This is a genomic window from Acinetobacter sp. UBA991, assembly GCF_002292065.1.
GTDB classification, from domain to species: Bacteria; Pseudomonadota; Gammaproteobacteria; order Pseudomonadales; family Moraxellaceae; genus Acinetobacter; species Acinetobacter higginsii.
On sequence record NZ_DBBF01000003.1, the window covers coordinates 26639 to 48649 of the forward strand.

At 41.2% G+C, this 22011-nt stretch carries 17 protein-coding genes; 11 read left to right on the forward strand and 6 right to left on the reverse strand.

Annotated features, from left to right (window positions below; all coding sequences use genetic code 11):
• A partial coding sequence (locus B2727_RS01015; RefSeq protein ID WP_349677306.1) for a MarR family winged helix-turn-helix transcriptional regulator occupies positions 1–451 on the forward strand: 451 nt, incomplete at its 5' end.
• Positions 452–568: 117 nt separating this feature from the next.
• Positions 569–889: a DUF1330 domain-containing protein gene (locus B2727_RS01020; RefSeq protein ID WP_241345128.1), complete on the forward strand. Its 321-nt coding sequence runs from the start codon at positions 569–571 to the stop codon at positions 887–889.
• A gap of 89 nt (positions 890–978) precedes the next feature.
• On the opposite strand, the gene B2727_RS01025 is transcribed toward B2727_RS01020, so the two are convergent.
• The 5 genes from B2727_RS01025 to B2727_RS01045 form a co-directional block, all read right to left on the reverse strand.
• A complete protein-coding gene (locus B2727_RS01025) occupies positions 979–1689 on the reverse strand; it encodes a glutamine amidotransferase (RefSeq protein WP_033134548.1) in 711 nt (236 codons plus the stop codon).
• A gap of 114 nt (positions 1690–1803) precedes the next feature.
• Positions 1804–2616 (reverse strand): ethanolamine ammonia-lyase subunit EutC, encoded by an 813-nt coding sequence (gene eutC / locus B2727_RS01030; RefSeq protein WP_033134549.1) that lies wholly within the window; start codon positions 2614–2616, stop codon positions 1804–1806.
• Between the two features lie 10 nt (positions 2617–2626).
• Positions 2627–4012 carry an ethanolamine ammonia-lyase subunit EutB gene (locus B2727_RS01035; protein ID WP_004806075.1) on the reverse strand — a complete coding sequence of 462 codons (1386 nt, stop codon included), beginning with the start codon at positions 4010–4012 and terminating at the stop codon, positions 2627–2629.
• 23 nt (positions 4013–4035) lie between these two features.
• Positions 4036–5466, reverse strand: coding sequence for an ethanolamine permease (gene eat / locus B2727_RS01040; protein ID WP_004806076.1), 1431 nt, complete (start codon positions 5464–5466; stop codon positions 4036–4038).
• A 207-nt stretch (positions 5467–5673) separates the two neighbouring features.
• Positions 5674–7185 (reverse strand): aldehyde dehydrogenase family protein, encoded by a 1512-nt coding sequence (locus B2727_RS01045; protein WP_033134550.1) that lies wholly within the window; start codon positions 7183–7185, stop codon positions 5674–5676.
• A 127-nt stretch (positions 7186–7312) separates the two neighbouring features.
• Between B2727_RS01045 and B2727_RS01050 the strand changes: the two genes are divergently transcribed.
• Positions 7313–8491: a transcriptional regulator gene (locus B2727_RS01050; protein ID WP_033134551.1), complete on the forward strand. Its 1179-nt coding sequence runs from the start codon at positions 7313–7315 to the stop codon at positions 8489–8491.
• A gap of 30 nt (positions 8492–8521) precedes the next feature.
• On the opposite strand, the gene B2727_RS01055 is transcribed toward B2727_RS01050, so the two are convergent.
• Positions 8522–9487: an alpha/beta hydrolase gene (locus tag B2727_RS01055; protein ID WP_033134552.1), complete on the reverse strand. Its 966-nt coding sequence runs from the start codon at positions 9485–9487 to the stop codon at positions 8522–8524.
• 161 nt (positions 9488–9648) lie between these two features.
• On the opposite strand from B2727_RS01055, the gene B2727_RS01060 reads away from it, so the two are divergent.
• From B2727_RS01060 to B2727_RS01095, 8 genes are all read left to right on the forward strand, one after another.
• Positions 9649–11361, forward strand: a complete 1713-nt coding sequence (locus B2727_RS01060; RefSeq protein ID WP_033134564.1) for an AAA family ATPase — start codon at positions 9649–9651, stop codon at positions 11359–11361.
• 11 nt (positions 11362–11372) lie between these two features.
• Positions 11373–11735 carry a 5-carboxymethyl-2-hydroxymuconate Delta-isomerase gene (locus tag B2727_RS01065; protein ID WP_033134553.1) on the forward strand — a complete coding sequence of 121 codons (363 nt, stop codon included), beginning with the start codon at positions 11373–11375 and terminating at the stop codon, positions 11733–11735.
• Between the two features lie 239 nt (positions 11736–11974).
• Positions 11975–15169 (forward strand): type VI secretion system Vgr family protein, encoded by a 3195-nt coding sequence (locus tag B2727_RS01070; RefSeq protein ID WP_033134554.1) that lies wholly within the window; start codon positions 11975–11977, stop codon positions 15167–15169.
• Between the two features lie 70 nt (positions 15170–15239).
• Positions 15240–20018, forward strand: coding sequence for an RHS repeat-associated core domain-containing protein (locus tag B2727_RS01075; RefSeq protein ID WP_033134555.1), 4779 nt, complete (start codon positions 15240–15242; stop codon positions 20016–20018).
• A gap of 13 nt (positions 20019–20031) precedes the next feature.
• Positions 20032–20529: a hypothetical protein gene (locus B2727_RS01080; protein ID WP_033134565.1), complete on the forward strand. Its 498-nt coding sequence runs from the start codon at positions 20032–20034 to the stop codon at positions 20527–20529.
• A 47-nt stretch (positions 20530–20576) separates the two neighbouring features.
• Positions 20577–20999 (forward strand): hypothetical protein, encoded by a 423-nt coding sequence (locus B2727_RS01085; protein WP_050511496.1) that lies wholly within the window; start codon positions 20577–20579, stop codon positions 20997–20999.
• 34 nt (positions 21000–21033) lie between these two features.
• Entirely contained in the window at positions 21034–21489 is a 456-nt protein-coding gene (locus B2727_RS01090) for a hypothetical protein (protein ID WP_033134556.1), read from the forward strand.
• A gap of 41 nt (positions 21490–21530) precedes the next feature.
• On the forward strand, positions 21531–22001 hold the full coding sequence (locus B2727_RS01095; RefSeq protein WP_033134557.1) for a hypothetical protein: 471 nt from the start codon (positions 21531–21533) through the stop codon (positions 21999–22001).
• The last annotated feature ends 10 nt before the right edge of the window (positions 22002–22011 follow it).

Here is a 22011-nt window from a genome sequence, read left to right on the forward strand (position 1 = left end):
GTATATTGCAAGCATTGTATCGGTATTGAAATTAGTTATGAATAAGCTTGAATTATTACTGGATCAACACCTTGTTGGTTCTTTATTGAGTAAAAAACTTGATCTGGCGCTTAGCGTACACGGAATTAATCTGACGGAATTCATTCTGATGTATCACCTTGGTCTGGTGCCTGAGGTGGGATTAAATCGAATCTCATTGGCCCATAAAGTTGCACTGACGGCTTCTGGTGTCACCAGAGTGTTGCAACCTATGGAAAAAACTGGACTGATCGTAAAGACGGTTCATCCACGTGATGCGAGACAAAGCTTTGTTGTACTGAGTGCAAGTGGCCAAGAACTTCTCAGTAATGCGATCACGACGGTCGAGCACACGGTTGATTCTATCTTTGCATTATTCAATCAAGAGGAAATCAAGACGCTACAGCTTTTGTTAAATAAATTAAAAGTTTAAAGGGGAGGCAAAATGAAAGACGCGTATATTTTCCCAACCCAAGAGGATGGGATTCGTTTATTTAAGCGACATCTTCAAGGGGAGGTCGTCATGTTGAACTTACTTTGATTGAAGCAAGTGGCGGATTATTCAGATTGTCCAGATTTAGCACCAGCAACCCCAATTACAGGGCGAGAGGCTTTTCAGCGCTATATCGACCATACACGTCCATTTCTACAGCAAACGGGTGGCGATATTTTACTGCTTGCCAATGCAGGTGAATTTTTTATCGGCCCCTCTGATGAGTATTGGGACATTGTGATGTTGGTAAAACAAACATCCATTGACAGCTTTATGTCGTTTGCACAGAACCCAGAATGCATGAAGGGAAATGGACATCGTGTTGCAGCAATTCAAGATTCTAGATTACTGCCAATGCAGACAACAACACAGCTTTAACATTGGTGCAACAGAGCTTATGGATGAACCATCGAAAAAGCCCAGCGATTTAATGTTGGGCTTTTTTTACAGTTCTAAAATAGCAAGCTTTAAACATTCAGATGATCTAAGAACGTTTGAATGACCAGTCGGCACTGTTGTTCCAACTGTGCTGCATAAGCCTGATTATCTTGGCGTAATTGAGGAATGGATAAACCCGCATGACGTATTTCACAGGTATGGCCAATGAGCCATTTTTCAAAATTTTCTTCAGCGATTTCAAGATGAAACTGCAAGGCCAAGATGTTATTGCCGACAGAAAAAGCTTGATTTGGATAGATCGCCGAACTTGCCAATAAGCTACTATTTTCAGGTAAATCAAAAGTGTCGCCGTGCCAGTGCAGCACTTCGACATTTTCTAATGCGGCTAAGGGATTCGTCACAAGCACTTTAATGTCTAATTTGCTCCAACCAATCTCTTTTTGATGTCCAGCATAGACTTTTGCCCCCAGTGCATGTGCAATCAGCTGTGCGCCCAAACAAATGCCAATGGTGGGTTTATTGGCTTTTAAGCGTTGTTTTAAACCCTCAATTTCATCCACTAAAAACGGGTAGTCCTCTGTTTCATAAACACCGATTGGTCCACCGAGAATTATCGTTAAGCCTTCATAACTCAGTGCAGGACTCAGATCATCAACACCCGCTTCAAAATAACGGACGCGAAAACCCAACTGATAAAAAATATCTTCTAATGAACCAAGGTCTTCAAAAGCAAGATGCTGAATGGCGTAAACGGTTTTTAGATGAGTGGCGAGGGGCATGACCGAGTACCAATGAATAAAAATTATGTTGTATCTTAAATCATTTTTAAGACCGATGTGTTGACCTTATGCTTTTTGGACAGCACTGGAAAATAGGGCTGTCCAATTGCTCAGTTAAAAAAGCAATCTGCGTTGATGATGTTCTTCAACAGTTGGAACCACATGTTCATCCTTTAAATCGACACCAGATAAGCCCAGTCGTTTGGAGTTATGCATTAAAGCCAATAGGCGTTGTGTGGCAATCGGCGTACTTAATCCTGCGGGACGAATATTGGAAATACAGTTGCGTTGTGAATCTAGGCAACCGCTGTGCGCTTTCCATGTGTAGTAGAGTCCCATACTGTCAGGTGAACTGAGCCCAGGACGTTCACCGATCAGCATAATCAACATACGGGCCTGAAAAATTTCAGCAATTTCGTCACCCAAAGCAACTCGGCTGCCTGTGGCAATTGCAATTGGGGCTAAGGACCACTGTTGTTCTGCAAAAGGCTGGATCAGTGCCTGTATAAAAGGCAGTGCATTTTCTTCAATGGCACGGGCGGATAAACCATCACCAATCACAATACAGACATCATAACCCTGCGAATCTTTTTGCATCTGCTGAAGCAGTTGCGTCGAATCGGTTGAAAGTAAACGTCCTAAATCAGGCCGCTTCAAATACAGCTCTTTATGTTCAGCCTGACTTTGTACATGGATTGGGTTTAAACCTAGTTTCTGTAGCTGTTCTTGCAGATGCGTGACATTCAGTGATTGGAAAACCGCATCTTTGGCTTGGGCGTGGCTGAGTTGGAAATCAAGCAATGCACGGGTTGGAATGCTGCATCCTGCACGTCCAATGGCAATACGGGCATCGGTAAACTGTTTTAGTGTTTCCCACTGGTCTTGATGCGCCTGTGCAGGAAATTGAATATCTTTAGAAAGCTTCATGAGATTCTCCTTAATGCATCAATAATCTGGAGAATTGAGCAGGCATGTGCTCTGCCCAATGAATCTGTTGCTGCTGCTGTTTTAAAATGCCTTGTTGTTCCAACCAGAGTGAAAACTCGGGGGCGGGTTGCAATCCAAGCAGTTGTCTGAGATACAGCGCATCATGAAAAGAGGTAGTTTGATAATTCAACATTACATCATCTGAACCTGGAATGCCCATAATAAAATTAATGCCTGCTGTACCAAATAAGGTCAGCAGCACATCCATATCGTTCTGATCGGCATCTGCATGATTGGTATAGCAAATATCGCAGCCCATTGGCAGACCGAGCAACTTGCCACAGAAATGATCTTCTAAGCCTGCGCGAATAATTTGTTTTCCGTCGTAGAGATATTCAGGTCCAATAAAGCCGACCACGGTATTGACCAATAAAGGCTTGTATTTGCGCGCCACAGCATAGGCACGTGCTTCGATGGTTTGCTGATCAACGCCGTGATGCGCATTACTGGACAGGGCACTACCTTGACCCGTTTCAAAATACATCACATTGTTACCAAGCGTACCGCGGTTTAAAGACAGCGTTGCTTCATAACCTTCTTGTAGCATTTGAAGTGAAATACCAAAACCTTCATTGGCTTTTTGTGTACCTGCAATAGATTGAAACATCAGGTCAATTGGAACATTCTTTTCTGCCAGTTGTATGCCAGAACTGATGTGGGTCAGAACACAAGACTGGGTTGGGATTTGATATTCCTGAATGACATGGTCGATCAGCTTTAACAGCTCAGAGAGATTATGCAGATTGTCTGTTGCTGGATTAATCCCAATCACTGCATCGCCATTGCCATACATCAGACCATCTAAAATACTGGCGGAAATACCCAGCACATCATCGGTGGGATGATTGGGTTGTAAACGCGTGGATAAATGTCCTTTTAAACCGATGGTATTGCGAAACTGGGTAATGACCTCACATTTGCTTGCAACATAAATTAAGTCTTGATTGCGCATGATTTTACTCACAGCGGCAACCATTTCTGGGGTTAAACCCGCTGCAAGCTGTTGCAGTTTTTCGGTGGTTGCATCTTCACTCAGTAACCAGTTACGGAAATCACCCACCGTAAAATGTGCAATTGGTGCAAATAGATCAGCGCGATGTTCATCAATAATCAGACGGGTAATTTCATCGGTTTCGTAATCGACTAGCGTTTCATTTAAAAAGTTTTTTAACGGTACATCTGCCAGTGTAATTTGTGCAGCAACACGTTCAGTTGCATCCTGTGCAGCAACCCCCGCCAGTTGATCACCAGAACGCAAAGGGGTGGCTTTTGCCATCAAGGTTTTAAGATCGGCAAACTGATAGTGTTGTTGGGCTACGATTTGACGGTAACGCATGCGCTTCTCCTTAATCTTTCTGATTATTGCTTTTCATCTGCCGTGATCTGGGCAAACTCTTCTTCTGGCGTCCCTTGTATGAGTTGATGACGGCTATAAAAAATAAAATAGGCAATAAAGACCATATAAATGCCTGCTGCAATACACCACACTTTAGGATTGACCAGAAAACCTGCGACAACTGCGATGGCAGCCAAAATTAAGGCAATGCTCGAGGTGACGATGCCACCAGGTGTTTTATAGGGACGGTGCATTAAGGGACGAGATACGCGTAGCTTAATATGTGAAAGCATCATCAAGACATAAGAAATGGTCGCACCGAAGACTGCAATTAAAATCAGTAAATCGCCTTCTTTACTTAAGGACAAGAAGAAGCCAATGATGCCAGGAATAATAATGGCTAAATAAGGGGCGTGATTTTTGTTGGTCAATGACAGCGATGTGGGTAAATAGCCGGCACGGGAGAGTGCAAAAATCTGGCGTGAATAGGCATAGATAATTGAAAAGAAACTGGCGATAAGCCCAGCAAGACCGACAAAATTAACAAAGTTCGCCAGCCATGTACCTTGACCATAGACTTTGACGAGCGCATCGACCAAGGGCGCACTGGAGTTTTGTAAGGTACTGGCACCGGCTGCACCTGCGCCTAAAAATAGAATCAGTAGGGCAAAAGCGGTTAAAATTAACATCGCACCAATCAATCCGCGTGGTAGTGATTTGGCAGGGTCTTTGGCTTCTTCAGCAGCTAAAGGTACACCTTCAACAGCCAAGAAAAACCAAATCGCATAGGGAACCGCTGCCCAAATGCCTAAATAGCCATAGGGTAAAAAGCTGCTTGCGCCAAATTGTTGCCCGGCAGCAATATCAAACAGATTCTGCGAATTAAAATGAGGCAACATCGCAACGATAAAAACAGCCAGTGCAATCGCTGCAACCAAGGTGATGGCAAACATAATCTTAAGTGCTTCACCAGCACCTTTCAGGTGGATCCCCATAAAAATCAGATAACAGGCTAAATAAACTTGCCAGCCGCCAATACCGAATAGAGATTCACAATAGGCCCCAATAAAGACCGCAATAGCGGCAGGCGCAATCGCATACTCAATCAGAATCGCGGTACCTGTTAAATAACCACCGAGTGGACCAAATGCAATACGGGCAAAACTATAACCGCCACCCGCTGTAGGCAGCATGGTCGCCATTTCGGACATGGCAAGACATAGGCAGAGATACATCACGGCAACGACCGCGGTGGCAACAAACATGCCGCCCCAACCCCCTTGAGCGATACCAAAATTCCAGCCAGCGAAATCGCCTGAAATAACATAGGCGACCCCTAAGCCGATCAGTAATAACCAGCCCACGGCACCTTGCTTGAGTTTTCTTTGGGCAAAATAATCTTCAGAAGAGGTTGCAGATGCTGAAAGTGCAGAAATAGGTTCTTGATTGTTCATACAAAGCTCCGTGTATGGGTCTCATCAGCAAGATGCAAAAGCAATGCCGATGTTGCACACCTTGTGCCAAAATTAAATTTTTATTTGATTGCTTGATCCAGTTTGCTTGAGAAAATACGGTGTTTATTGAGTCATCAGTACATTAGGGTTTAAGGCTGTATAAGCCTATGTCGCAAGGCTTATACAGGGTTTGATCCTTCTATAGACTTAGAAAAAGCCCATGGCTTTGGTTGAATAGCTCACCAACAGATTTTTGGTTTGTTGATAGTGGTCGAGCATCATTTTGTGATTTTCACGGCCTACACCTGACTTTTTATAGCCTCCAAATGCAGCATGAGCTGGGTAGATGTGGTAACAATTGGTCCAAACTCGACCCGCTTCAATGGCACGACCTGCACGATAGGCGGTATGGGTTGAACGTGACCAGACCCCAGCACCTAAGCCATACATGGTGTCATTGGCAATCTGAATGGCTTCATCAAAGTCCTTGAATGTAGTTACCGACAGCACAGGGCCAAAGATTTCTTCCTGAAACACTTGCATGTTGTTATGACCTTTAAAGATGGTCGGTTCGATGTAGTATCCATTGCCGACCTCTTGGCGACCATGCCCACCCAATAGCACTTCCGCACCTTCCTGTCGGCCTGTATCGATACAACGTAGGATTTTCTCTTGCTGTTCCAGTGAGGCTTGTGCACCGACCATGGTGTCGGTATCAAGTGGATGTCCGAGTTTGATGCGCTTGACGCGTTCAATGGCTTTTTCCATAAACTGATCGGCAATACTTTCCTGAATCAAGGCACGCGATGGGCAGGTGCAGACTTCACCTTGATTCAGCGCAAACATGGCAAAACCTTCAAGGGTTTTATCCAGAAAATCATCGTCATGATCCATCACATCGGCAAAAAACACATTTGGTGATTTTCCGCCCAGCTCCAAAGTCACTGGAATGATGTTTTCGGTGGCATATTGCATGATCAATTGCCCAACTTGGGTTGAACCGGTAAACGCAATTTTGGCAATACGTGGACTGGTCGCAAGCGGTCGACCAACTTCGGCACCGTAACCATTGACGATATTGAGTACACCCGCAGGTAATAGGTCCTGTATCAGTTCAGCCACCAATAAAATACCGACGGGGGTTTGTTCTGCAGGTTTGATCACCACGCAGTTGCCCGCTGCCAATGCCGGTGCCAGTTTCCATGCCGCCATCAAAATCGGGAAGTTCCAAGGGATGATTTGTCCAACCACGCCGAGTGGTTCATGAAAATGATAGGCAATGGTATCTTCGTCTATCTCAGAAATACCACCTTCCTGTGCGCGAATACAGCCTGCAAAATAACGGAAATGATCTATGGCCAAAGGGATATCAGCCGCCAGTGTTTCACGCACGGGTTTACCATTATCCCAAGTTTCAGCCACTGCTAACATTTCCAAATTGGCTTCCATACGGTCAGCAATTTTAAGTAATAAATTAGATCGTGTAGTTGGAGAGGATTTATTCCATTCTTTCTTGGCTTTGTGGGCGGCATCCAGTGCTAATTCAATATCTTCTGCACTCGAACGTGGGATACGAGTAAAACTTTTGCCATCGACAGGAGAAATATTGTCGAAGTAGACTCCTTTAACGGGGGCAACCCACTGTCCACCAATAAAGTTTTCATATTGGTCTTTAAAATGGATTTTTGAACCAGATTGATTCGGATCAACATAGCGCATATACATACTCCTTTATGTGTTGTGATATTTTTAAATAAAGTACTGGGTACGTTATTGAGAATGACGTTATCGCGTTGAAGGTTGGAAAAAGGTTGGAATCGCATGTAAGGGAATAGGGAAATTACAAATGCATACAAAAAGGGAATTACAGCAACAGCGGACATTGGTTGAGCAACTCAGGGCACAAAGTAGTCTCAACCCACAACATGCCGAAAAAATGGAACAGAGTATTGCCAGTTCATGGGAGCGTTCTACACTCGCTGATATTCCTAAAGAACGTTTAGCTGCACCGTTGCTCGATCAAGTTTCGACTCAGACAGGTTCTTTGGCCTTGGCATTGCAGGCTTGCCAACAAGACCTCAAGCATGTTGCAGAGCAGTCAGCGATGGTGCTTGCGGTTGGCGATGTCGGCAGTACCATTATTTGGACGGCATCCTGTACTCAAATGCGCAATGCTGCCGAACGTGTCCATTTTGTTGCAGGTGGGCAATGGCAGGAAGAACTGGTCGGCACCAATGCACTGGCACTTTCGCTCAAGACGCAGAAATCAAGTTGTGTATTTTCCAATGAACACTATATGGCGTCGGTGCATGATTGGGTTTGCTATGCTGCCCCGATCCTCGACCCATACTCCAAACAAGTCTTAGGCGTAGTGGATTTATCCACCACATGGGAAAACCACAATAGTTTAGGTTTATTGGCGGTCGAACGCTGCGCCGCAATTATTCAAATGGCGGTGCAACAATTACAACAACAACATGTGTATCTCCGTACTTTTAATACAGCGCAGGTCTTGATCAATGGCAAGCACTTAAGCTTAAGCCCGAGACAAGTTGAAATTTTGGTAATTTTGGCTTTATGCCCACAAGGGCTGAATTTAGAGAATTTACATCAGGCTTTGTATGGGGAACGCAAAGTCAGTATGGGGACATTAAAAGCGGAGATGTCGCATTTAAGAGAGCACTTGGGCGATTTACTTGGTTCTCGTCCTTATCGCCTGAATGTACCTGTTGAGGCGGATTTTCTGCAACTGGAACAAGCATTGGATGCGGGTTATATCAACACAGCCCTGCAAGGTTATACCGGCATTTTTTTAGCGAAAACCGAAAGTCCATTTTTATCAGCTTGGCGGGATTGCTTGGAATCTCGTTTGAGTCATGCGATTTTCCAGACACAGGGCAGTGATGCTTTATTAAAGCATTTGGCTTATTGTCCGGAAGCCGTGGATGCGGCTGAACGCTTATTGGAGTTATTACCAGCCTCGCATCCCGCTAAAAATATGCTCAGTAAGTACCAAGACCACTGAGCATCAAGATATTTAAAATGGTCGTCGGTATTACTGGATTTTTTCAGTTAACCAAGCAAACAGATCTTTATAGACCTGTGCACGAACAGGCGGGGCAGATAAAACCAAATCATGCAAACCATTTTGAATAGACAGGGTTTGCACATCGCCTTTCATTTTCTTGGCATTTTGCGTCATATCATTGACATCCAGAATCACATCGCTTTGCTGTGCATCAATGCCCCATTTTTTAGGGAATTTGGATTGATGTGAATGCATGATCAAGGTCGGCACATTTAAGGTCACACCTTGATGGATTTCTTTTTGTGCTTCGTGAATTGCCGTGACAAAAGAGAGATGAACAAAAGGCATGGTTTTCGGTTTCCAATCCAGATTGAAATCCCATTCGCCGTAAAAATCTTTATGCAAGCTTGGTGTGTACCACGGGTTTAGACCACTTGGAAATTTTGCATTCGGTAAGCGTTTACCCACTTCACTGAGCAAGGGAATCCCGACCTTTTTCTCAATAACACTCTTATAGAAGTCATAAAAGGGGCTGTTGTTCCAAACCGCTTTAATTAAACGATGATCAGGATAATGTGCAGCATATAAAGTGGCAATTAAACCGCCTGTCGAATGTCCTGCCAGTACAACTTGATTGTGGTTTTCTTGACTGATCACTTCGAGTGCTTTACTGATTTCAGCATCGTATTCGCGCAAATCTAAAACGTAGTAGAGTTTTTGATGAGGAAGTTTTGAGCGGCCATATTTTCTCAGGTCGAGTGCGTAAAAATCGTAACCATGCTGATTGAATTGTTCAGCCATTTCTTTTTGGAAAAAATAATCTGCAAAACCATGAATATATAAAACTGCTTTTTTGGTCGCTTCTGTAGCTTTCTTGCGAACCAGTGTAGCAACAACTTTTCCATCATAGTCATCAGCAAAATTTAAAGTCAGTTGCTGATAATCTTCACCGAGTATATCTGGCTGATATGTATAGAGATTTGAAGTAGTCATTTTTATATATCAAGTCTGAATTCATTAACAACCACATTAAATGAAAACCCTTGGATGTCAATGCAATTATGCGACACCAAGCGTTCGCGAATTGGATTTGCATTTTTATTTTTGCGAAAAAATCGTTAAGCTATGCACTGTTGTTTTTGACTGAAGAAATTATGAAACAAGAGACTGCACTCAAGTTACTTAAAGCTGGGGAAAATGTTTTTTTAACGGGCTCAGCAGGTGCAGGAAAAACCTATACGCTTAATCAGTACATTCATTATCTCAAAGCACGTAAAGTGCCTGTGGCGATCACTGCATCCACAGGGATTGCGGCGACGCATATGAATGGCATGACCATCCATACTTGGGCAGGGATCGGGATTAAAGACCGCCTAAGTGATGATGATCTGAAACGGATGAAAGAGCGTAAATATTTAAAAGAGCATTTAGAAAATGCCCAAGTCTTGATTATTGATGAAATTTCAATGCTGCATGCCAAGCAATTGAATTTGGTTAATCAGGTATTGAAATACTTTAAAGAAAGTGACGAAGCCTTTGGTGGGATTCAGGTCATTGTTGCTGGTGACTTCTTCCAGTTACCGCCAGTCGGTAAAAAGGATGAAAGCAATCGCGATAAATTCTGCTTTATGTCAGAGGCTTGGGTCGAAGCCAAATTCCGTGTCTGTTATTTGACTGAACAGCATCGTCAGGATGATGAAATCCTCAATCAGATTCTCAATGCAATTCGGGCACAGAATATTCAAAGCAACCATATTAGTGCTTTGCAACAATCGCGTCAGCACGATATTGGCGAGACCTTTACCCGTTTATACACACATAATATGGATGTCGATAATATTAATTATCAGCACCTGAATGAAATTGACAATGAAAGCCATCAATTCAATGCCGTGGTCGATGGCAACGAAAAGTTGATGGAAACCTTAAAATCATCAGTGCGTGCGCCTGAAGAACTCACCCTAAAGAAAAATGCCAAGGTGATGTTTGTTAAAAACAACTTTGATATGGGCTATATCAATGGCAGTTTGGGTGAAGTGATTGGTTTTGAAGAAGATGATAAGCAGGGCATTTTGCCTAAAGTAAAGTTGACGGATGGCACAACCTTCTTGGTTGAACCTGAAACATGGTCGATTGAAAATGAAGCGGGTAAGGCAATTGCCAGTTTTCAACAGATTCCGTTGCGTTTGGCGTGGGCAATCACTATTCATAAAAGCCAAGGGATGACTTTGGAAGCTGCAGAGATCAATCTCAGTAATACCTTTGAAAAAGGTCAGGGCTATGTGGCTTTATCACGCTTAAAATCTCTGACAGGGCTGAAATTGCTCGGCTTTAATGAGCAGGCACTTGAGCTGGATAGTCTCGCAATCAAAGCAGATCGCCGTTTTCAGGAATTATCGAGTGAAGCGGAAGCCAACTTTGAAAATATTGATTTAAGCACACAGCATAATGCCTTTATTCGGCATTGTGGTGGCACACTGAATGCGACTGAAATTGCCCGTAATGAAAAGAAAATCGCCAAAGGTGCAAAACAGAATTATGCTGCAGCGACCTTGGATGAAACCCGTACTTTATTTGAAGAAGGCTATGAAATTGAAGATATTGCACATGAGCGTGGTTTAACCCCTGCAACGATCATCAATCATCTGGCACGTTTGCATAAAGAGCAGGGTTTGGATATTTCAGTTGCCAGTCCAGGCGATGAAGTGATTGAAGAAGTGCGTAAGATTTATAAGCGTTTGCATAAACGTAAAAACCCTGAACATTTTACTGATGATGGTTCGATTAAATTGCGTCCCATTGTTGAAGCCACTAGTCCGCGAATGGCTTATGACCAAGTCCGTTTAGCTTTATTATTTGTAGAATAGGAATCATAAAAATGCCGCATTTAATTGCAAACTATTCGGCTAATTTAACAGAGTTAAATCCGCATCAATTATTAAAAGATGCGAATATCGCATTAATTGAAACGGATTTATTTGTCGCACATGATATTAAATCTCGTGCATTTAAAGACGAGATATTTTTAATTGGTTTGGATGAAACAGAAGAAGCCTATATTCATTTAAAACTGTATTTATTGAGTGGCAGAACGCAGGCTCAAAAACAAGCTGTTGGTGCGGCATTGTTGCAGCGACTGCAGCAAAAAAGCTATATCCAGTCTGAAGTCAGCTATCCGATACAGTTGTGTGTTGAAGTGATTGATATGCCGAAAGAGGATTATTTTAAGGCCACGGTCTAAGGCTGAATAATTGCTGTTTTATCAAATAGGGAGAATTGGCCTTATTTGATAAAATATTTTAGTTTATATGTATTCTGATTTAATCCTGTAAAAAAATTATTAATCATTATTTTAAGCGCTTAGACTAAAATTGGCAGTTTATGGCAGGCTTTGTTGCAAGAACGTAACATTAAAAATATAGACAGATTTGTATGCTGTTTATAAAATAGCGTAAATTTTAGTTAATATTTTATAAAATAATGTTGAGTAATATATTTCAGGCCTTGGATAATTTGGGCCTTACCGCACAAAAACGTGCAATCCATATTCAATTTTCTAATCAAAATTTAAATACTCAAGTCTTCCTGCAACGTATTGATGGTCAGCATCAACTGAATGAAGGATTTAGGGCAGAACTGATTTGCCTGTCGACCAATGCGGCGATTCCACTCAAACAATTTATTGGTAGCCAAGCAGCAATTGATACGGTGACTGATCAAGGTCAACTCACTCGTGTCACAGGCATTATTACTCAAGCCTTACAAGGACAATCAGACGGTAGCCTGACCGTATATAAACTCACCTTAGAAGATCCAACTGCACTGTGGAAGCAACGCCGTAACAGCCGTGTGTTTATGAACAAGAGCGTGCGTGATGTAGTGGAAATCATCTTCAAAGAGTGGCAACAAAAAAGCCCCTTATTTGCATCCAGCTTAACGCTTGATTTAAGCGGACTCAGCCAAGATTACGACATTCGTCCCTTTATTATGCAATATAATCAATCAGATGAAGATTTTTTAACATCTTTGATGCGTAGCGAATCGATTAACTGGCTCATTGATGAAGCTGAACGAACCGTCGCGCAAAGCAGTGCTGCGATTCAGCCGCAAAAACTACGTCTGATTGACGACAATAGCCAGTACCAAGCTTTAGAGCGTCGACAGATCCGTTATCACCGTAGTAGTGCCACTGAACAATATGACAGCATGACCAGTCTGGTTGGACAACGCTCACTGCAACCGAGCAGTGTACATGTACAACGCTGGCAAGCCGATGCACTGGAACAAGAAGATGGTGCAGGCAGTGTACAGAGCACACATCAACACAGCGAACAATATGACAATGCCAGTCTTGGTCTGGAACAGGCATGGCACTTTTCACCCGCATGGATGCAAGACCTGAATGGGGAAGATGGTGCAACCCCATCGGGCAATGCTCAAATTGAAAAACTGAATCGGAACTTGGGTCAATACTACGACTTACAATCCAAACAATTTACAGCCCATACCACCGTGCGCGATACCCATGTCGGTTACTGGTTTGAATTGGCTGAACATCCTGAAATTGATCAACATGATGGCAGTGATAAAGAATTCCTGATTACAGGCAAAAACTTTTATAACCAAAACAACTTACCTAAAGATCTACATCAACAGATCAATCAATTATTAGCACAAAGCAACTGGCAACCGACTCAATCGAATAATGAAGAGCGCCAAGCCAACCAACTGATTCTGCAACGCCGCAATATCAAAACCGTTCCTGAATTTAACCCATTGCAACACCGTCCAGCAGCTTCACCACAACGTGCCAAAGTGGTTGGGCCAAGCGGCGAAGAAATCTATGTGGATGAATGGGGACGGATCAAAGTCCGTTTCCTGTTTACCCGCAATGACGACCATAGCCATGATGGTGGTGCGGGAGCGAATGACAACGACACCGATTCAGCTTGGGTGGATGTACTGACCCCTTGGGCAGGTGAAGGCTTTGGCGCACGATTCTTACCCCGTATTGATGAAATCGTAGTCATCGACTTCTTTGATGGTAATATTGATCGTCCATTTGTAGTGGGACGTATCCATGAAGGCCATCGCAGCCCAACCAAATTTGACAATGCAGGTAGGCTGCCAGACACCAAGAAACTGGCAGGAATCAAATCGAAAGAATATCAGGGCGAAGGTTTTAACCAACTGCGCTTTGATGATACCACAGGTCAGATCAGCGCCCAGTTGCAAAGCAGTCATGCTGCCAGTCAACTCAATCTAGGGAAGTTGAGTCACCCTAAAGCAACAGCTGAAAGTGAAGATCGCGGTGAAGGTTTTGAGCTGCGCACTGACCAATGGGGTGCAGTACGCGCAGGCGAGGGTCTACTGCTTTCCACACATAAACAGGATCAAGCCCAAGGTGAACATCTGGATGCCCAAGTTGCTAAACAACAGCTAGAAGGCAATCAAAGCAATGCCAAAGCCTTGAGTGAAGTGGCCAAGAATCAGCAGACTGATGAAATAGAATCGCTGGATCAACTCAAAGAATTTGCTGAGCAGATTCAAGAGAAGATCGCTCAGTTTAAAAAATCATTGCTATTGCTGAACTCACCAGCAGGGATTGGTCTAAGTAGCAATGAAGATATTCATTTATCTGCGGATGGACAAATCAATCAGTTTGCAGGCGATAGTATCAATTTGAGTACACAGAAAAATCTGATTACGCATGCGCAAAACAGAATCAGTGTGTTTGCAGCGCAGAATGGAATTAAGCAAGTGGCTGCCAAAGGTAAGGTTGAAGTCCAAGCGCAGTCGGATGGTATGGATTTACTGGCCAAGCAAGGGATTCAGATTATTTCAACTGAAGACCGTATTGAGATCAGCAGTCCGAAAGAGATTGTGATTACTGCGGGTGGTTCTCAGATCAAACTGAATGGTTCAGGTATTTTCCCTGTGACCAGTGGCAAGTTTGAGGTGAAAGCAGGGCAGCATTTACTCGCCTCAGGCGCGAGTGCAAGTAGCAATGCACCCCAGTTACCACAAGCAAAATCATTGAAAGGCGCGCTACAGTTATTAAGAAGTTATGGGGGAGATAATTTCTTTAAGCAGAACAGCTATAAAGTGATTGATTCTCTGGGTAAGCAACTGACTGGCAAACTAGATGGAAATGGTTTTGCGCAAGTGACAGGCATTGCACCAGGTGCAGCTAAGGTCATTTTTGAAAAAGATGAGACCAGTGCATGGGCATCAAGTAGTGACTTTAAACGTGATTATACTTGGGCAGAGCCAGTAGAAAAAGTTGTCGCCTCATTAAGCAGTGCATTGGGACAGAACATGAAGCAACAGCTGAGCAGCAGTTTAGTTTCGATGGATAAAAACAGCCTTAAAAATATAGGTAAAAATACCTTAAATGGTTTGGTTGAGCAGACGGTTGGGCAAATCAAGGATCAAGTCAGCAATACCGCTTTAAGTGCTGTTTCAAAGCAACTGAACCTTAATATTTCTCCAGATCAAATGAAAAGCTTGGCGCAACTCGCCATGAATCCGAGCCAGTCGGTTGACATGATCAAAGCACAGGGTGTGGGTTTTGTAAAAGATCAGGCAGCTACAAAATTGGCGGAGGCCACCCAAATGGATTCGATTCTTCAACAAGGCATCGTTGATCGTTTTCATGGTCAGAACAATGGTTAGGACAGATTTTAATTCACGCGCAGCAATTTAAAAAATAGATGTATTGAAATAAATTAAGGGTTTGAGATTGATGGCTACGGAAAAAACACAACTGGCAACAGATCAAAAAGCGTCGAAGGTTGAACTTGCTGTTTTTAATTTGGACAGCGTACACACGGTAACTGACCTGCAAATGATTGCCAAGCAAATCCAGCTTTATTTACAGGTATGTGGGAATACCAGTTTAGAACAATTACAAGGGAGTGCGAATACTGCAACGGTAGCCAATATTTTTGCTTTAACTGGCAGTGTGCTGGATTTAATTTTATACGCGACCGACAGCAAGACAGAGGATGCTGCGGTACAACAGGGTGCATTGCTCGCTGCAAATTTAATTGGTTTATTTGCGGAACCAAGCAATGAAGCACATGCGCGTATGGCATTACGTCCGATGTTTGGTCTAATGTCGCAATGTTTATATCCTGAAAATGGAAAGATTAAAGACGCGGATATTAAACGCTTGGGACTACATCTGAATGCGATGGTCGCAGGTGATTTAGAAAAGTTTTTACAAGAAACACAAGCCAAATTAGCGACCTTGCTCTCACAGGCAACGATTTTAGGCAGCAGTATTCTGACGAGCTTGTCTGTGCCTGCTACACCAATGAATGCGAGCATGGCTGCAACGTCGGCAGGTGTGACAGCAGAGAAAAGAGACCCCAAACTCAAATTTAGCAATTGGGCTGCACCTCTCATTGATTTAATCGGTAAACCGAGTCAGGCAGATTTAACCCCTAAACTACAACCCAATATTCAAACACGCCTGCAACAAGAAGCAATACAGGCAATTGCAACTTTAAGCCAGACTTTACAGCAGCAAGCCAATGCAGGGCAGAAATACAGCTTGGCTTGGTTATTACAACAAACTTTAACTGCGATTCAGGCCAGCGAAAATAAAGGCAATGCCAGTGTGCCGATTAATCAGACGGGAGAATATGAGCGTCATACCAAAGGTGATACCTTGGAGTTTGTGAGCTTACAGGCGGATGCGTTGAATGCACCACCTTGTGAAGGTAATGGGTCAGAGACGGGTAAGAGTATCAGTTATTCAATTGGCGCAGAGCGGGTTCAGCATGCCGATTTCTATTTACCGAAAGTTGGTTTTGTATTTAGTCGCCAATATAACTCGCAAATGGATGAGTTTGATCAGGGGATGATTGGCGCTCGTTGGATGATGCCTTTTTCCAATGTGATTTTGCCAAAAGAACAAGGTTACGTCTTTATTGATGCGAAAGGGCGTAAACATGCCTTACCATCTACGATTTTGCAGCAGGCTTATACCGTTCCTTATGAAGGAGTGACGGTTCATCCAGTTGGAAATGGTGATTTACTATTAAATTTTGGTGGTGAATGGAGTTTACATTTTCATCAATTTGGTCTTGGTCAGCCCTATCATTTAATTCAACAATTCAATGAAAATTCCAATGAAAAAATTAGCCTAAGTTATCTTTTGGCAGATGGTGTTGCTTATCTGCAAACTATTGATTTCCAATTTGAACAGGCTCAGCACCAACTAAAATTTGCCTTTAATGAGCAAGTTAAGATTATTGCGGTATTTGTGGATGATCAAATTGAGCCTTGGGCACGCTATTACTATGATGCACAAGGTAATCTGATTACAGCTTTCGATCAAAATGGGTATGCACGTCAATACGAATATAATCAGGCGCACCAGCTAACGCGCTATACCGATCGTACAGGACGTGGACAAAATATTCGTTATGAATCGACGTTGCCAAATGCCAAAGCCATTGAAGAATGGGCGGATGACGGCAGTTTCCATACCAAACTGAAATGGCATCCGCGTTTACGTCAAGTTGCGGTTTACGATGCCTATGATGTACCAACCTATTATTATTTTGATTTGGATGGTTTTACCTATCGGACTCGTTTAGCTGATGGTCGAGAGTCTTGGTATTCTCGTGACGGTGAAAAACGCATTACTCGACAAATTGACTTTGAAGGTCGGGAAACTCAGCAAGAATATAATGATCAAGGGCAACTGGCGAAAATTGTACAGCCGAATGGTGGTGTGATTCGCTTTGCTTATGATGAACAAGGCAATTTAACCGAGACCAAAGATCCAGAAGGTAATATCTGGAAACGTGAATATGATGCACAGGGCAATGTTAGCAAAGAGATTAATCCCTTAGGTCATGTCACTCAATATAAATACAACAGCAATAATCAAGTGGTGGAAGTGGTTGATGCCAAAGGAGGTATCAAGAAAATCCAGTACAATGATCAAGGGCAAATGCTGTCTTATACCGATTGTTCAGGCAAAAGCAGTACATGGGAATATGATGAAGAAGGTGATCTAAGTGCCCAGCAAGCGGCGAATGAACAGAAAGTTCAATATCTGTATAGTCTGCAAGGCAAAGATAAAGGTCAGCTTCAAGCCATCGTGTATCCAGATGGCTTGAAAGAGCTATTTGAGCATGATCAAGAAGGTCGCCTGCTTAATCACACCGACACCAACGGCTTAACCACTCAATATCAATACAATACTGTCGGCCTGTTAGAACAACGCATTGATGCCAATCAGCATCGTGTGGGCTATCAATGGGATAGACAGGGTCGTATCCAAAAGCTTATTAATCAAAATCAGGCTGAATACCAGTTTAGCTATAACAAGTTTGGTCAGTTGGTCAGTGAACAAGCATTTGATGGTGAGGAAAAGCATTATAGCTATAGTGAAAATGGTCTATTGTTCCAGATTCGACAACCCAATATTCTGACTGAATTTAGCTATTATGATGATGGACAGATTGCTTCTAAAACATATACGCATCTGCATACTCATCAAAGCCAGACAGAGCAATTTGAATATAATTTAAATCAACAATTAAGCTCGGCCAGTAATGCAGAAAGTCAGGTTCAACTGTATCGTAATCAGCTTGGACAATTGGTGCGTGAACACCAGCATTATAAAATGTTGAATCTAACGGCTGTACTGCGTTATGAATATGATGAACTGGGTCATCTGGTTAAAACGATTCGTCCAGACGGACAGCAACAGACCAATCTAAGTTATGGTTCAGGACATATCTACGGAATTGCGTTTAATCAGCAGGATGTTGTTTCTTTCCAACGTGATGATTTGCATCGTGAAACGGGACGTTTTCTGGCAAATGGTTTGGTGCAAACCAAGTATTATAATGATGTGGGGTTATTGATTTCTCAACAGATTGAGCCTGAGCAAGAAAGCTCAGATCGACTCCGTTATCAAGCGCATAGGCATTATCAATACGATAAAAACTATTTGCTCACCCAAGTTGAAGACAGTCGTTTAGGACAGCTTAATTATCAATATGATCCGATTGGACGTCTGATTTCAATGCAAAGTCAGCATAAAAACGAGAGTTTTAAGTTCGATCCAGCGGGGAATCTGATTGACCCAATCAACCAGACAACACATGCCAAAAACAATTTAATCAAGCAGTATCAAGGCAAGCATTATCAATATGATGTACAAGGCAATGTGATTGAAACCATGCAAAATGGTAAGGTCTTAAAGCTGACTTGGGATAATCATAACCGTTTGATTCAAAGTAACTTGAATGGGAAAGTGACTCAGTATGGTTATGATGTCTTTGGACGTCGTTTATATAAGAAATCATCAAATCAAGACTTCACCTTATTTGGATGGGATGGAGATTTGATGATTTGGGAATCTAGCCAAAATTCGAGCCATCCTGAGAACAGTTATACCAAACATTATGTCTATGAGCCTGATAGCTTTGTACCGTTAATGCAGGCGGGGTATCAGGGTTTTATTCAACTGATAGAAACACCTGATTATAGTGAATATCTCAACAAGCCTTATTCGGTTTATAAAGATCCGATTTGGAGCAGCGATACACGTAAAAACCGTGTGGCTTTAGAACAGACGGTATTTTATCATTGTGATCAGGTTGGAACACCGCAAACACTGAGTAATGCCGCAGGTGAATGTGTTTGGGAAATTACTCAGGATACATGGGGGACTGCGCTCGAGATTCAAATGCTAAATAAGGACAATCCATTTGAGCAGAGCAATATTAGATTCCAAGGCCAATATTACGATAATGAAACAGGACTGCATTATAACCGTTATCGTTATTATGAGCCGTATAGTGCAAGGTATATGAGTAAAGATCCGATAGGACTTGAGGGCGGTATGAATACCTCTGCTTATGTAAATAATCCGAATCAATGGATTGATCCGAAAGGATTAAATGGAATGAATTTTGGTGAGATGTTTGGTATTCCTGCTAGTGCTCAATCTGGTTTAGCGTACCAAGGAAGGAAGAATTATGATTGTTACGCTGAAACTGGAGAGCTATGTAAGTTAAATATACCACCATTATTTGATTATGTTGCATGTAGTGGTGGCGGATTAGGAGTAGGTGTTGGCTTTGTAAAAAATCAATGGACTGGTGAGTATTATATGAGTGGTTCTAAGGATTCTATTTTAGCACCTGTGGCAAAATCAGCTGCACAAAAAAAACCATTTAGCGCTAAAGATTTAGCGGGGATTAGTTGTGTAGGTGGTAATATTCATAATATTCCAAGTTATACAAAATCAATGATGACGATGGGAGAAATTACAAACGAATTTGTAAGTGGAGCTTCTGTCTCAGTTGGAGGTGGAGCTTATGGTGCAGTAGCAAACTTAGTTGTTCCATTAGTAAACAAAAGTAGTCCCGTGCGAGGAGCATGGGCTTCTGAATTTGGTGTAGGAACACCAGGGGTAAATGTTGGAGTCAGTGGCACAGTTAGTGTTGATACAATTTTAGATGCAGTCAAACCTAATAGAGAAAAGAATTAAGAGAGTAATTGTAATGTCTATTATAGTAAGAAATTCGGTTTTGAAATTTATATTATTAATTTTAATTAGCTTAGGTTTTTCTGGGTGTGACTTTAGAAAAAAAAATGAAGTCAAAATTCTCGATAATAACAAGACAATAATTAAAAAATTTGAAAGTGATGCTAACTATGTTTTTGGCGATCGCATCTTAGATAAACATTCATTCTCATCATATAATGCAGATAGATTAATATTTCAAATTCAGAGTGATGGTGGTATTGGCGAAATAGATTTTTTAAACAATATTGAATCTAGTCTTAAAGAAAAAGGATGGGTATATAAAGAAAAATATAAGGAAGCATATATTTACTGTGATAAAAAAAATAATCAACTGGAACTAGTATCTCCAGTTAAATTAGATACTTATAGTTCTGCTGGTGAAGGACAGTCATTAAACCAGTTGGTTGGGTATTGGAATGTGGGTTTTATTCACTCTAGACAGAAACGCTATGTGTGTAATATTGATAGTTAATATTGTTTAAATTCGGTTTTAAGTTGATGATAAGATTTATAAAACTGATGTCTATCTTTACTTTTAGTATTGGTTTATTTGGATGTGATGATAGTGAAGTACTGGATTTGAAGAGGTTCTCCAATGAGTTGTTTGGTAAATATGAGTACGAATATGATACTGATAGGGAAAAGAGCTCAACTCAACTTTTAGTAGTGAAAATAAAAAAACAAGATTTTTCTAGCAAAGATTATGAGGGTGTAAAAAATGATCTACTAAAGAGGAAGTGGGATTTGGTAGACTCTTATAATAGTTATTATAATTTTTGTAAAACCAACCATTATTCGATAGACATATTAAATCCGATTTATGATAAGCATTATACACGAGACGGTGAAGAAGTTAATTTTAAAAGTAAAGATTATTGGTACTTTTCAATTTATTACAATAAGCTAGGCGTTAATAATTGTATGGAGTATTATAGTAAGTAATTATTTTTTATTTTTTTACTTTGATTTGGCTTGTATGAAAAAAATTATTTTAATCCTCTCATTTCTGTTAGTCGGATGTGATAAGGAGGTAGAACGAAAACCCTATATAGATAAAGTAAATCAGGACATCGTAAATGAGGCCAAAGTTTTATTTAATGGTACTGTTGAAGATTTAAGTGCTTATTCTTCATATACTGATAACACTGTGGCATATAAAATTAAAGCAAATAAATTTGATATTAATTTTTTTATGAAAGAAGAGAGTAAAGATTTAAAAAAAATGGGATGGTCTTTCTTTAAAAAGTATAATGAAAGTTATATCTTTTGTGATGGGGAAAGACAATTAGAGATAATATCACCTAGAATTGTTTCTAAAAATGAAGTTTTAGTTAAAGGTTCTGCTGGTATGCAGTTGGATAAGTTTTGGCATGTTATATTTATGTCACCAAATAATACAAGGCGCTATGTTTGTTATGACTACAAGAAATAATGTTTGAATTTAAATATTTTTGAAAAATGTGTATTTATATAATGAAAAGTATATATCAATCTTTTTTAATTATCATACTTTTAACTTCCTGTGCACAAGATGAAAATCTAGAGATTGGAAGAAGTAATCATCCAATTAATATAGAGTTGAAAAGAGAGGCTAAAGATATTTTTGGAGATAAGCTAGAAAGAGAAAGAAGTTATCAATCATTTTCTTCAAATGACGTTGTTTATAAAATTAGTGCTAGAAATTTAAGTATGGAACAGTTTGAATTCTACAAAGATCAGATATTACCTGAAAAAGGTTGGTTTTTTAGATCAAAAGTTAATGAAGGCTATATATTTTGCCAAGGTTCTCGCCAATTAGAAATAATTCCTCCACAAGTTCTTGTTGATAACAATGAACTAGGTCGAGGAGATATTGGTAAACAGCTTGAAAAGAATTGGAATATTTTTTTAAGACATACTGCTAATGGTACTTTAAATGAATGTTATTTGAGAAGTAAAAGTTAAATATGATACG